This window comes from Mycobacterium sp. KBS0706 (genome assembly GCF_005938675.2).
Lineage (GTDB): Bacteria > Pseudomonadota > Alphaproteobacteria > DSM-16000 > Inquilinaceae > Inquilinus.
Genome location: NZ_VCCH02000145.1, coordinates 1 through 13,427, shown reverse-complemented (window position 1 = coordinate 13,427; position 13,427 = coordinate 1). Strand labels below are relative to the sequence as shown.

Here is a 13,427-nt window from a genome sequence, read left to right as displayed (position 1 = left end):
AGGCCGCGGCCAGGGCCGTCTCCAGCACGTCCAGGCCTTCGTCGACGATGGCGTCGCTGGCGGTCAGCGGCACCAGGATGCGGATGACATTGGCGTTGACGCCGCAGGACAGCAGCACCAGGCCGTTCTCATAGGCCTTCTGGGTCACCTTCTTGGTGGCCTCGGCATCCGGGTCGTAGGCGCCGCGCGACTTGACGATCTCGAAGGCGACCATGCCGCCCAGGCCGCGGATGCCGGCGATCGGCAGCAGGTCGTTGCGCCGCGACAGCGTCTCCAGCCGCGCCTTGATCCGGGCGCCGATGGCGTTGGAGCGCTCCAGCAGCTTCTCCTCCTTGAACACCTCCAGCACCGCCAGCGCCGCGGCGCAGGCCAGCGGGTTGCCGGCATAGGTGCCGCCCAGCCCGCCCGGGTCGGCCGCGTCCATGATCGGCGCCCGGCCGATCACGCCGGACAGCGGGAAGCCGCCGGCCAGGCTCTTGGCGACGCAGATCAGGTCGGCCTCGACGTCGAAATGCTCCATCGCGAACATCTTGCCGGTGCGGCCGAAGCCGGTCTGCACCTCGTCGGCGATCAGCACGATGCCGTGCTCGTCGCAGGTCCGGCGCAGGGCGCGCATCAGCTCGGCCGGGACCTCGTAGAAGCCGCCTTCGCCCTGCACCGGCTCGATGATGATGGCGGCGACGCGCGACGGGTCGACATCGGCCTTGAACAGGAAGCTCAGCGCCTTCAGCGAATCCTCGACGGTGACGCCGTGCTGGGCGACCGGGAAGGGCAGGTGCCAGACCTCGGGCAGCACGGGCCCCAGGCCCTTCTTGTACGGCACCACCTTGCCGGTCATGGCCGAGGCCATCACGGTGCGGCCGTGGAAGGCGCCGGTGAAGGAGATCACGCCGCTGCGGCCGGTGGCGGCGCGGGCGATCTTGACCGCGTTCTCGGTCGCCTCGGCGCCGGTGGTGAAGAACACCGACTTCAGCGGGCCGCTGATCGGGGCCAGCGCGTTCAGCTTCTCGGCCAGCTCGATATAGGGCTCGTACAGCAGCACCTGGAAGCAGGTGTGGGTGAAGTTCGCCATCTGCTCCTGCACGGCGGCGATCACCTTGGGGTGGCAATGGCCGGTGTTGACCACCGCGATGCCGCCGGCGAAGTCGACATAGCGCTTGCCCTCGACATCCCAGATCTCGGCGTTCAGCGCGCGGGCGGCAGAGATCGGCGTGGTGTGCCCGACCCCGCGGACGACGGCGGCGTTACGGCGCTGGAAAAGCTCGGCATTGGTGGTCATGGCATCCCCTCGGTGTTTGAGCTCCTCGGACAAGAAGGTCGGTGCGGCAGCCTCGTTGCACAATCGCCTAGTTTGAACGTGTCTGGTGCATTCTATGCACCGTTGCCATTCGGTGTCGCGAACAGATCTCGCAGCCAGTCGCGCAGTGTGGCCAGGCCGGGCTCGTCCCAGCGCGCCGCCTCGGACAGGAAGTAATAGCCGCCGAGGCGGAGGTCGGACGGCACCATCTCGACCAGCCCACCGGAAGCCAGGTCCTCGCCGGCCAGCACGGCATTGGCCAAAGCGACGCCCTGGCCCAGCCGCGCCGCCTCGATCGCCAGATGGGCGTGCCACAGCCGCGGGCCGCGCAAGGGCGGCAGCTCCGCCACCCCGGCTTTGTGCAGCCAGCGCTCCCACTGCTCGGTCGATTCCTCATGGATCAGCGGCACCCGCAGCAGGTCGGCCGGGGCCGCGACATCGGCATGGCGGGCGCGGAAGGCGGCGCTGGCGACCGGGAAGACGCGCGGGCTGGACAAGAGCTCGGCCCGCACCCCGTCGCGCGGCGCGGCCGCCTCCAGATAGATGATCTCGGCATCCGCCTCGTCGCGCGCGAAGTCGGGCCGGGCCAGGGTCGGCAGCAGGGTGATCTCGTGCTCGGGCAGCAGCGCCTCCAGCTCCGGCAGCTTCGGCAGCACCCGGCGCGAGGCGACGCCGGGGGCGCACCAGATCGCCAGGGTGCGGCGGCGCGGCGCTGACAGCTCGGCGGTGGCGCGCTCGATCAGGTCCAGCGCCTGGGCCACCTGGGCCAGGTAGCGCCCGCCTTCCGCCGTCAGCGCCAGGCCGCGCCCGGCCGGCCGCAGCAGCCGCGCGCCCAGCCGCTGCTCCAGGTTGCGGACATGGCGCGACACCACGGTGTGGCTGACCGCCAGTTCCTCCCCGGCGGCGCGGACGCTGCCGAGCCGGCCGACGGCCTCGAAGGCGCGGAGCGCGAGCAGCGGGGGCAGGCGGCGGGCCATGGCGGTCTCGGGTCGGGGCGGTTTCGGGGCGGGCGAGGCGGACCCTAGCACGGCGGCGGCAGTGCCGGGCGCTCGGCCGATATGTGAATTTTTTCACGAATGCGCAGAATCCGCATTGCCGAGCGGGGCGAAGCCGGGATTAAGCTGATACGGGCGCGAGAAGGCCGGGGAACACCGGCCGCGGCGCGCCGGATTTGATGGGGGAGAGGATTTCATGCCGGTATTTTGGGGAACGGCGGCTGCCGACAGAATCGTCGGTGGCGCCGGGGCGGACCAGCTTTATGGCCAGGCCGGTGACGACACGCTTTATGGCGCGGCTGGCGACGACTGGCTGAACGGGGGCCTGGGCGGCGACCTCATGGTCGGAGGCCTGGGCAACGACGTCTACTATGTCGCGGCCGTCGGCGATGGGGTGGTGGAGCGCGCGGGCGAGGGCACCGATCAGGTGCTCGCCTGGATCAGCTATCAGCTCGCCGCCAATGTCGAGATCCTGATACTGCAGGGCGCGGCGGCCATCAACGGCACCGGTAACGGACTGAACAACACGATCATCGGCAACGCCGCGAATAACGTGCTCAACGGCGGCGCCGGGGCCGACACACTGATCGGGGGCAAGGGCAACGACGTCTACGACGTCGATTCAGCCGGCGATCGGGTCCAGGAGTCGGCGAATGAGGGTTACGACCGGGTGCGGGCCTCGGTCAGCTTTACGCTCGGCGCCAATGTCGAGGAACTGAACCTGAGCGGCACGGCCGCCATCAACGGCACCGGCAATGCTCTCGCCAACACCATCGTCGGGAATGTCGGGAACAACCTGCTCAACGGCGCCGCCGGCGACGATGTGCTGATCGGAGGCAAGGGCGACGACATCTATTTCGTCGGTGCAGTCGGCGACCGGGTGGTGGAGCGTGCAGGCGAGGGCTCCGACCAGGTGCAAGCCTGGGTCGGCCATCAGCTCTCCGCCAATGTCGAGACGTTGATCCTGCAAGGCACGGCCGCCATCAACGGCTTCGGCAACGCGCTGAACAACCGGATCATCGGCAATGCCGCGAACAATGTGCTCGACGGCGGCGCCGGCGACGACACGCTGGTCGGTGGGCAGGGTGACGACGTCTACGATGTGGATTCGGCCGGCGACCGGGTCCAGGAATCGATGAACGGGGGTCATGACCGGGTGCAAACGTCGCGCGACGACTACACACTTCCGGCCAATGTTGAAGACCTCACGCTCACGGGCAACAGTTTTTCCCAACTGGCCGACGGAAACGCGCTGGACAACGTGATCGTCGGCAGTGTCGGCAGGGATCACATTTTTGGGGGCGCCGGAAACGACGTGCTGTTCGGAAACGGAGGCAACGACTTTCTCTTCGGTGGGGATGGAGACAACACTCTGGCGGGCGGCGCCGGCGACGACACATACACCATCGGTTCCTCGGGTGACCGGGTACGAGAACTGGCGGGTGAAGGCAAAGATATCGTTCATGCCTCGGTGACCTACGCTCTTGGTGCCAATATCGAGGACCTGTTCCTGGAAGGCTGGGAGGACATCAACGGTTTCGGCAATGGCCTCGACAACACGATCAGGGGAAACCTCGAGGCGAATGTCCTGAATGGCAAGGCCGGAGACGACATCCTTATCGGTCTCAAGGGCGATGACGTCTACGACGTGGATTCAGCCGGCGACCGGGTCCAGGAGGCGGTCGATGAGGGAAACGATCGGGCCCGGTCGTCAGTCAGCTTCACGCTGGGCGCCAATGTCGAAGAACTGAACCTGATCGGCACGGCCAGCATCAATGGAACCGGCAATGCACTCGCCAACGTCATTCTTGGCAACGCCGCGGCCAATGTGCTGGACGGTGGTGGCGGAATCGATGTCCTAGTCGGGGGATCTGGTGATGATACCTATATTGTCGATAGTCCATTCGATCAGATTGCTGAGGCGGCAGACGGCGGATTTGACCATATTGTTACCTCGGCTGTTTCGATATTGATGGAGTCCCATATAGAGAGATTGACGATCTCTGGCCATCTTGGTCTCAGTGGAATTGGTAATTCTCTCGACAACATCATCACCGGCAATGACGGCGCCAATCATTTGGATGGTCGATCGGGTGACGATCGGTTGATCGGGGGTGGTGGCGCCGACTTTCTGACCGGCGACGCCGGTTCGGATCGTTTCGAGTTTGTGGGGGCTGCGGATAGCGGCACCACCATTTCGGATTTCGGATCGCTTGAGGGCGATAAGCTGCAGTTTGTGGGATTGCTGCACGGCACCTTCAGCTACCTAGGAGCAGCGTCGTTCACAAGCGGCGGGAACAGCGAGGCGCGTTTCACTGCGGGGCACCTGCTCGTCGATACGGACGGCAACGGCGTGGCGGACATCACCGTGAACCTGACGGGTATCACCAGCGCGTCGCAGCTTCACGCCTTCGACTTCATGTTCTTCTGAGACGCCGGTCGCCGTCATCGGCCGACCGGGGCGGACGATACGGTTCGTTGGGTATGCGCGCTGGTTGCCGAAGCGAGATCGGGTGCCGGCGCGCCGGATTTGAAGGGGAGAGGGTTTCATGCCCGTATTTTGGGGAACGGCGGCTGCCGATGTCATCCTCGGCAGCGCCGGGGCAGACCAGATCTACGGCCAGGCCGGCAACGACACGCTCTATGGCTCGGGCGGCGACGACTTGCTGAACGGAGGCCTGGGCAACGACCTGATGGGGGGAGGGCTCGGCAACGACGTCTACTACGTCGCCGCGGCCGGTGATGCGATCGTGGAGCGGGTCGGTGAAGGCACCGACTCGGTGTTGGCCTGGATCAGCTATCAACTCGCCGCCAATGTCGAGGCCCTGATCCTGCAGGGCGCGACCGCCATCAACGGCACCGGCAACGGACTGAACAACACGATCATCGGCAACGCTGGGAGCAACGTCCTCAACGGCGGTGCCGGGAGCGACACGCTGGCCGGTGGCAAGGGTGACGACATCTACGACGTGGACTCGGCCGGCGACCGGGCCCAGGAGGCGGCGAATGAGGGTTATGATCGGGTGCGGGCCTCGGTCGGCTTCACGCTCGGCGCCAATCTCGAGGAACTCAGCCTGACCGGGACTGCCGCCATCAACGGCACCGGCAATGCGCTGGCCAACACCATCACCGGCAATGCCGGGAACAACCTGCTCAACGGCGCCGCTGGTGACGATCTGCTGATCGGCGGGAAGGGCAACGACATCTACTATGTCGCCGCAGCCGGCGACCGGGTGGTGGAGCAGGCGGGAGAGGGCCTCGATCAGGTTGTGGCTTGGATCAGCCATCAGCTCGCAGCTAATGTCGAAAACCTCACCTTGGTTGGTACGGCCGATCTGGCCGGCACCGGAAACGCACTCAAGAACACAATCATCGGCAATGCCGGAAACAACGTGCTTAACGGTGGGGCCGGGAGCGACACGATGGCCGGAGGCAAGGGCAACGATGTCTACGACATCGACTCGACTGGAGATAGGGCCCAGGAAGCAGCGAATGAGGGCTATGACCGGGTGCGATCGTCGGTCAGCTTCGAGCTTGGCGCCAATGTCGAGGAGCTAAGCCTGACCGGGACATGGGATGTTGCCGGGATTGGCAATGGCATGGCCAATGCCATAATCGGAAATACTGGATCCAACTCTATGGAGGGCTATGCCGGGAATGATCGGATCGTTGGAAATTCCGGTAATGACAGGATAAATGGTGGTAATGGCTTGGACTATTTATATGGTGATGATGGAAATGATACGCTTATCGTGTATTCCGAATCAGAAGTAGTCGCTGGAGAGGTTTATGACGGAGGGAGTGGAGTTGATACTCTGTATATTCTCACCGACTATGCCGCCGTTGATATGACATCCTTCGTGACAAGAAATATAGAAAAAATTGATTCCGCAAAAGCCGAGCTGCTATTTTATGTCAGTCAAGTGTCCGCTATTTCTAGCATCGCTGGTCTGTCGATCGGCTTCAAGAGTGGGGGGTATATCGATTTTCGAGCGCTGGAGTACCTCTCGGTCGATGAAATTTCGTTGTCCGACTTTGGAAATACTCTCGACCTGACAGGGGTCGTGAACCCGCATGACGGTCTTGGTCTCGGCGTTCGCATCCAAGGGGGAGGGGGGCGGGACGTCGTGCAGGGGCCGGACAGCGCCACGTCCATCTACGGCGGCGCTGGGGACGACCTCCTTTCGGCGGGGAGCGGAGGTGGCTTTCTGGACGGTGGTGTCGGCAGTGATGTCCTTGTCGGTGGCGCCGGAGCCGATACTTTGCGTGGCGGGACTGGTAAAGATCGTGTCAGTGGAGGTGGTGGCGATGATGTTATAGCGGTCGCTGGTCGAGACTATGACCCCCAGATGGAGCTCTCTCCAGGCGAGACGTTCGATGGCGGCAACGGGCGGGATCTTCTCGCGGTGGGGGGCAGTATTTTTGTAAGAGATGGCATTCGTGCTTCTGTTGATCTCTCCAATGTCGTCTTGTTGAATATCGAGAATATTGTAAGTATATTTTCGGTCACGCAGCTTTCGATCGCGCAGCTTGCATCAATTTCTACGATACAAGCCAATGCGCTTAAAATTGAAGACGAGGGTGAGATCGTATTAAAGGATTTTAGCTTGGACGTGTACAGTCTAACGCTATCTGATTACGGAAACTCAGTAACTCTTCCTGTGCATAATTCGCTTTATAATTTATTGATTTATGGTGGTCTGGGTAATGACGTTGTCGCTGGTGGAGATAATGGAAACACCATCTATGGTGGCGGCGGAAATGATAGGCTTGTCGGCGGTGTCGAGTGGGATCATCTTTATGGGGACTCCGGAAATGACGTGCTTATCGGCGGCGAGGGGTGGGACGATATAGTGGGTGGTAGTGGGAATGATCTTCTCACCGGAGGGTGGGGGGGTGATTCATTTAGGTTTGGTAAGAGCGAGGGGGTGGATACGATTTCCGATTTTACTTCGGGTCTGGACAATTTGTATTTTGAAAATCTATTGCATGGAGAGTTTGCCTACCGTGGATCGGCAGCCTTCACCAGCCGCGGCAATAGCGAGGCGAGGTTTGCGGATGGACAAGTTCTCGTCGATGCGGACGGCAATGGCGTTGTGGACATCATGATCAAGCTGACCGGAATCACGTCCGCGTCGCAACTCCAAGCCTCAGACTTCGTTTTCTCCTGACGACGTGTAGGCGGAGACCTATGGCCTCCGCCCCGCATTTCCCGAATGCTGCATTGCAGCATTCGTATGACCTATCGCGAAGGTAAGCGCGCATCTTAGGGGCGACGTCCCGTCACCGGATTCCCCCTCATGCCGCTGCCGCTCTTCGCCCTGGCCGTTGCCGCGTTCGGCATCGGCACCACCGAATTCGTGATCATGGGCCTGCTGCCCGATGTGGCGCGGGATCTCGGCGTCACCATCCCGGCGGCCGGCATGCTGGTCTCCGGCTACGCCCTCAGCGTCACCATCGGCGCGCCGATCGTCGCCCTGCTGACGGCCAGGTTGCCGCGCAAGACCACGCTGCTCGGGCTGATGGGCGTCTTCATCCTCGGCAACCTGCTGTGCGCGCTGGCGCCCGACTACTGGTCGCTGATGGCCGCGCGGGTGCTGACGGCGCTGTGCCATGGCGCGTTCTTCGGCATCGGCGCCGTGGTCGCCGCCGGCCTCGTGCCGCGGCACCAGCGGTCCCGCGCCATCGCCCTGATGTTCTCCGGCCTCACTTTGGCCAATGTGCTGGGCGTGCCCTTCGGCACCGCGCTCGGCCATGTCGCCGGCTGGCGCGCCACCTTCGGCGCCATCGTGCCGATCGGCATTGCCGCCTTCCTCGCCATCGCCTTCGTGCTGCCGCGCGACCGCGAGGCGCCGGCCGGCAACCTGCTGTCCGAATTCGCAGTGCTGCGCAAGCCGCAGGTGCTGCTGGCCATGGCGCTCAGCATCCTGTCTTCGGTCAGCCTGTTCAGCGTCTTCACCTACATCACGCCGATCCTCGAGACCGTCTCCGGCCTGACACCGCAAGGCGTCACCACCGCGCTGCTGCTGTTCGGCGTCGGCATCACCGTCGGCAACCTGTTCGGCGGCCGCCTGGCCGATTGGCGGCTGATGCCGGCGGTGATGGCCAGCTTCGCCGCCCTGGCCGTGGCCTGCGCCGGCTTCGGCCTGGCCGCGCCCTTCATGGTGCCGGCCGTCGCGGCGATGGTGCTGTGGGGCGTGGTCCAGTTCAGCCTCGGCGCGCCGCTGCAGACCCGCGTGGTCGACCAGGCGCATGAGGCGCCGAACCTGGCCTCGACCCTGAACCAGGGCGCCTTCAACCTCGGCAACGCCGCCGGGGCTTGGCTCGGCGGCGCCGCGATCACCGCCGGCATGCCCTATGGCCAGATCCCCTATCTCGGCGCCGCCGTCGCAGTGATCGGCCTCGCCGTCGCCGTGCTGTCCTACACGCTGGAGAAGCGCGCCCCGGCCCTGGCCTGAGGCATTCTCCGACCGTCTCGACTTGATCGAAGCCGGCCAAAAGCTCAAGTTAGCTTGAGAACTCGATCGGCACGGTGACGGAGCCATGGACGGAGTCCTGACCATCAACCAGGTGTCGCGGCGCAGCGGCGTCGCCGCCTCGGCGCTGCGCTATTACGAGGAGCGGGGGCTGATCCGGTCCGAGCGCGCCGGCTCCGGCCATCGCCGCTTCCCGCGCGCGGTGCTGCGGCGCATCGCCTTCATCGTCTTCGCCCAGCGGCTCGGCATGTCGTTGGAGGAGGTGAAGGCGGAGCTGGACACGCTGCCGACCGACCACATCCCGACCGGCGAGGACTGGTCGCGCCTGTCCGGCGGCTGGACCCGGCGGATCGACGAGCGGATCGCGGAGCTGGAGCGGCTGAAATCCGGCCTGGCCGGCTGCATCGGCTGCGGCTGCCTGTCGCTGTCGTCCTGCGGCTTCGTCAACCCGGCCGACCGCGCCGCCCGCCTCGGGCCGGGGCCGAGGGTCTGGATCGGCGACAACAAGCCTCGATCCGAGAGATCCTAGGCGCGCTTCCAGCGCTGCAGCAGTTCGGTCACGCGGCCGAGGGCGAGGTCGGCCAGCACCGCCAGCGTGCCGACCACCAGCGCGCCCTGGATGACATAGGCCAGGTTGTTGCCGTTCAGCCCGACGATGATCGGCGTGCCCAGGGTCCGGGCGCCGACGGTCGAGGCGATCGCCGCGGTGCCGATATTGATCGCGACCGAGGTGCGGATGCCGGCCAGGATCACCGGGGCCGCCAGCGGCAGCTCGACCGACCACAGCCGCCGCAGCGGCCCCATGCCCATGCCTTCGGCCGCGTCGCGCGCCGCCGGCGGCACCTGCTCCAGCCCGGCGATGGTGTTCTCGACGATCGGCAGCAGGCCGTAGAGCGACAGGGCGATCAGCGCCGGCCAGGCGCCGAAGCCGATCATCGGCACGGCGATCGCCAGCACCGCCACCGGCGGGAAGGTCTGGCCCATCGCCGTCACGGTCTCGACCAGGCCGCGGAACTCCGCCCCGGACCGGCGGGTGACGAAGATGCCGGCGGCGATGCCGATGACGATCGCGATTAGGCTCGATGCCCCGACCAGCAGCACATGGGCCAGCACCAGGGCCGGGAAGCTGTCGGCCTCGTAGAAGGGCCGCTCCAGCTGCGGGAACCAGGCGGCGAAGAGCGGCTTGCTCAGCGGCAGCCCGAACACCAGCGCGGCGAAGCCGGTCGCCAGCCACAGCAGCGGGTCGCGCCAGGGCCGCCAGCCCGGGCGTGGAGAGGCTGCTGCGGCGGCGACGCTCACGCCCGCACCAGGTCGTCGAGATGCAGCACGCCCAGCGGCTTGCCGTCCGCCGCCGCCACCGGCGCGCTGTCGGCATGGCGCGCCACCAGGATCGACAGCGCGGTGCGCAGCGAGGCGTCGGCCGGGATCGGCGCGCCCTCGGCCGGCTCGCCGGGCCGCACCCGGTCCGCCGCGGTCTCGGTCGCCAGCAGCTTGAGGCCGAGGTCGTCGCGGCCGATGAAGTCGCGCACGAAGTCGTTGGCCGGGGCGGTCAGGATCTCGCGCGGGCTGCCCAGCTGCACCAGCCGGCCATGGTCGAGGATGGCGATCTGGGTGGCCAGGCGCAGCGCCTCGTCCATGTCGTGGGTGACGAAGACGACGGTCTTGCCGGTCTCGCGGTGGATCCGCGCCAGCTCGGCCTGCAGCGCGTCGCGGGTGATCGGGTCGAGCGCGCCGAACGGCTCGTCCATCAGCAGCACCTCGGGGTCGGCCGCCAGCGCCCGGGCGACACCGACCCGCTGCTGCTGCCCGCCGGACAGCTGGTGCGGGTATTTCTCCGCGAAGCGCGGGTCGAGCTGCAGCAGCGCCAGCAGCTCGCGCACCCGGTCGTCGATCTTCGGCTGCGGCCAGCCCAGCAGCGTCGGTACCGCGGCGATGTTGCGGGCCACCGTCCAATGCGGGAACAGGCCGATCGACTGGATCGCGTAGCCCATGCGGCGGCGCAGCGCCTCGACCGGGATCGCGGTGACGTCCTCGCCACCGACGCGGAGGCTGCCGGAAGAGTGCGGGATCAGCCGGTTGATCATGCGCAGGCTGGTCGACTTGCCGGAGCCGGAGGAGCCGATCAGGGCGCAGAAGGCGCCGTCGGGGATGCTCAGGGTCAGGTCGTCGACCGCCTTGACGCCGTCGAAGACCTTGCTGACATGCTCGAACTCGATCATGCGGCTGTCCTCAGCGAAGACGGGGGTTGCAGGGCGTCGACCAGGATGCGGAACAGGGCGTCGACCGCCACCGCCATCAGGATGATCGGCAGGGCGCCCAGCAGCACCAGGTCCAGGGCGTTGGCGAACAGGCCCTGGAACATCACGGCGCCCAGCCCGCCGGCGCCGATCAGCGCCGCCACCGCGGCCAGGCCGATCGCCTGGATCAGGGTGATGCGCAGGCCGGACAGAAAGATGGGCAGGGCCAGCGGCACCTCGACCTTGCGGAAGATCTGGCGCCGGGTCATGCCGATGCCGCGGGCGGCGTCGATCACCCCGGCCTCGACCTGGTCCAGCCCGGCGGCGGTGTTGCGGGCGATCGGCAGCAGCGAATAAAGGGTCAGCGCGATCACCGCCGGGGTCAGGCCGATGCCGGCGATGCCGAGCCAGGGCAGGGCGGCGGACAGGGCCGACAGCGGCGCGATCAGCAGGCCGAACAGCGCGATCGACGGCACCGTCTGGATGATGCCAAGGATCGAGAAGATCGGCCCGCGCGCGGCGGCGGAGCGGTGCGCGGCGATGCCCAGCGGCACGCCGATCAGCAGCGTCGGCACCAGCGCCAGCCCGACCAGCAGCAGGTGGCGCAGCACCTGCGGGCCGAAGACGCCGTGCTGCTGGGCGTATTCCTTCATTAGCGACAGCTGGTCGACCGCGCCGCCGGCGATCAGCGCCGCGACCGGGGCGGCCAGCAACAGGGCCGAGCCCAGCCGGGCGAGGGGGCCGAGTTGCAGCCGGCGGGCGCCGTCGGCCGCGGCCAGCAGCGCCGCCAGCGCCAGCACCCAGAAGCCGGCGCCGAGCGAGGTGCGGGCCGAGGGCCGGGCGCCGGCGGCCAGCAGCTCGGCCTGGAGCCCGGCCAGCCAGATGAGGCCAATGGCGATGCCGATGCCCGCAACCAACTGCACTGCCAGGGTCCAGCGCCGGGCCGGCACGAACGCGCCGGCCAGCAGCAGGACGGCCGCCGCGATCGGCAGCACCGCCCAGGACCCGGCCAGATCGAGCGCGCCGATCGGCTTCCCGGACAGCAGCCGGTTCGGCGCATGGGTCAGGATCGGCAGCGCCAGAACCCCGGCCAGCGCGACGGCACCCAACACCAGCAGCACGCGGTTGCGGATGACGGTCATGACGCAGAAGCCAGCCACGATGGCTCTCGTCGGAACCGCACCACAAAGAATCCCCTCTGCCCCCCTCCCGCAAGGGGAGGGGGGACTAGAAGAGAAGTCGCGGAGACGGGAGGCATCCCCGCCTTACTTCACGAACCCCTTCGCCTTCAGGTACTCGGCCGCGACCGCCTGCGGGTCCTCGCCGTCGACGGCGATCTTGCCGTTCAGCTCCTGCAGGGTCTCGAGGTCGAGCGAAGCGAAAACCGGGTCCAGCGCCTCCTTGATCTTCGGGTACTTGGCCAGGGTGTCGGCGCGGACCGTCGCCGCCGGCTCATAGACGATCTGGGCGCCCTTGCTGTCGTCCAGCACCACCAGCCCGACCGAGGAGATGGCGCCGTCGGTGCCGTAGACCATGGCGGTGTTGACGCCGGAGGTCTGCTCCGCCGCCGCGCGGATGGTGGCGGCGGTGTCGCCGCCGGCCAGGGTGACGATCTGGTCCTGGTTCAGCTTGAAGCCGTAGGTCGATTGGAAGGAGGGCAGGGCCGCCGGGCTCTCGACGAACTCGGCCGAGGCCGCCAGCTTGACGTCGCCGCCGTCCTTCACCCATTTGGCGAAATCCTCGAGCGTCTTCAGCTTGTTCGCGTCGGCCACCTCCTGCCGCACCGCCAGCGCCCAGGTGTTGTTGGCCGGCGCCGGCGTCAGCCAGACGATCTTGTTCTGCGCCTCGTCCAGCTGCTTCACCTTGTCATAGCCGGCCTGCGCGTTCTTCCAGGCCGGGTCGGTGTCGATGCTGAAGAAGAAGGCGCCGTTGCCGGTGTATTCCGGATAGACGTCGATCTCGCCCGCTAGCAGCGCGCTGCGCACGATCTTGGTGGTGCCCAGCTGCAGCTTGTTCTCGGTCGGGATGCCGTTGGCGTTCAGCACCTGCAGGATGATGCTGCCCAGCAGGCTGCCCTCGGTGTCGACCTTCGAGCCGACGCGGACCGCATCGGCGGCCATGGCGGCGGAGGCGGCCAGCAGGCCGGCGCCGAGCGCGGCTGCGGCGAGGATGCGCTTGAACGGGGACGGGGTCATGGCGCTGCCTTCTCTGTTCGAGCCGAGCGGAACGGCGGTGTTCCCTCACCGAATACGTTCGCCGGCTCGCTTGTTCCGGTTGCGGAGAGGCAGCTTAATTGACGCTTGGCAAACGTCAATTCGTTAAGAAAAATCTTAAGAAATTTGTAGAAAATGGAGATGAGTGAATTCTCCCCAAACTGTCATGCCCGGGCTTGACCCGGGCATCCAGAGACCGTCGAGATTTT

The 13,427-nt window shown here is 66.3% G+C and carries 10 protein-coding genes; 4 read left to right on the top strand and 6 right to left on the bottom strand.

What is annotated here, in order from left to right; all coding sequences use genetic code 11:
* Together gabT and FFK22_RS38485 are read right to left on the bottom strand one after the other, a co-directional pair.
* Positions 1-1,279 (bottom strand): 4-aminobutyrate--2-oxoglutarate transaminase (gene gabT, locus FFK22_RS38490; protein ID WP_138893178.1); only part of this gene is annotated, 1,279 nt, incomplete at its 3' end.
* A gap of 92 nt (positions 1,280-1,371) precedes the next feature.
* Positions 1,372-2,274: a LysR substrate-binding domain-containing protein gene (locus tag FFK22_RS38485; protein WP_138893177.1), complete on the bottom strand. Its 903-nt coding sequence runs from the start codon at positions 2,272-2,274 to the stop codon at positions 1,372-1,374.
* Between the two features lie 214 nt (positions 2,275-2,488).
* Between FFK22_RS38485 and FFK22_RS38480 the strand changes: the two genes are divergently transcribed.
* The 4 genes from FFK22_RS38480 (at position 2,489) to soxR (ending at position 9,297) form a co-directional block, all read left to right on the top strand.
* Entirely contained in the window at positions 2,489-4,723 is a 2,235-nt protein-coding gene (locus FFK22_RS38480) for a calcium-binding protein (protein ID WP_138893176.1), read from the top strand.
* Positions 4,724-4,841: 118 nt separating this feature from the next.
* Positions 4,842-7,463: a calcium-binding protein gene (locus FFK22_RS38475; protein WP_138893175.1), complete on the top strand. Its 2,622-nt coding sequence runs from the start codon at positions 4,842-4,844 to the stop codon at positions 7,461-7,463.
* 129 nt (positions 7,464-7,592) lie between these two features.
* Positions 7,593-8,750: an MFS transporter gene (locus FFK22_RS38470; RefSeq protein WP_138893174.1), complete on the top strand. Its 1,158-nt coding sequence runs from the start codon at positions 7,593-7,595 to the stop codon at positions 8,748-8,750.
* An 85-nt stretch (positions 8,751-8,835) separates the two neighbouring features.
* A complete protein-coding gene (soxR, locus tag FFK22_RS38465) occupies positions 8,836-9,297 on the top strand; it encodes a redox-sensitive transcriptional activator SoxR (protein ID WP_138893173.1) in 462 nt (153 codons plus the stop codon).
* Here the strand turns inward: soxR and FFK22_RS38460 are convergent.
* The 4 genes from FFK22_RS38460 to FFK22_RS38445 form a co-directional block, all read right to left on the bottom strand.
* On the bottom strand, positions 9,294-10,067 hold the full coding sequence (locus FFK22_RS38460) for an ABC transporter permease (RefSeq protein WP_138893172.1): 774 nt from the start codon (positions 10,065-10,067) through the stop codon (positions 9,294-9,296). The two genes, soxR and FFK22_RS38460, sit on opposite strands and share 4 nt — an antisense overlap.
* Entirely contained in the window at positions 10,064-10,987 is a 924-nt protein-coding gene (locus tag FFK22_RS38455) for an ABC transporter ATP-binding protein (RefSeq protein WP_138893171.1), read from the bottom strand. Before FFK22_RS38455 ends, FFK22_RS38460 begins: the two co-directional genes overlap by 4 nt.
* Complete coding sequence (locus FFK22_RS38450; RefSeq protein WP_221939186.1) at positions 10,984-12,165, bottom strand: ABC transporter permease; 1,182 nt, start codon at positions 12,163-12,165, stop codon at positions 10,984-10,986. Before FFK22_RS38450 ends, FFK22_RS38455 begins: the two co-directional genes overlap by 4 nt.
* Before the next feature lie 105 nt (positions 12,166-12,270).
* Complete coding sequence (locus FFK22_RS38445; protein ID WP_138893170.1) at positions 12,271-13,200, bottom strand: ABC transporter substrate-binding protein; 930 nt, start codon at positions 13,198-13,200, stop codon at positions 12,271-12,273.
* Positions 13,201-13,427: the final 227 nt, after the last annotated feature.

Excerpts from the sequence above, each read along its gene's own strand:
- FFK22_RS38485 (WP_138893177.1), bottom strand. The coding sequence starts at position 2,274 with ATGGCCCGCCGCCTGCCCCCGCTGCTCGCGCTCCGCGCCTTCGAGGCC.
- FFK22_RS38445 (WP_138893170.1), bottom strand. The coding sequence starts at position 13,200 with ATGACCCCGTCCCCGTTCAAGCGCATCCTCGCCGCAGCCGCGCTCGGC.
- FFK22_RS38470 (WP_138893174.1), top strand. The coding sequence starts at position 7,593 with ATGCCGCTGCCGCTCTTCGCCCTGGCCGTTGCCGCGTTCGGCATCGGC.
- FFK22_RS38455 (WP_138893171.1), bottom strand. The coding sequence starts at position 10,987 with ATGATCGAGTTCGAGCATGTCAGCAAGGTCTTCGACGGCGTCAAGGCG.
- FFK22_RS38475 (WP_138893175.1), top strand. The coding sequence starts at position 4,842 with ATGCCCGTATTTTGGGGAACGGCGGCTGCCGATGTCATCCTCGGCAGC.
- soxR (WP_138893173.1), top strand. The coding sequence starts at position 8,836 with ATGGACGGAGTCCTGACCATCAACCAGGTGTCGCGGCGCAGCGGCGTC.
- FFK22_RS38480 (WP_138893176.1), top strand. The coding sequence starts at position 2,489 with ATGCCGGTATTTTGGGGAACGGCGGCTGCCGACAGAATCGTCGGTGGC.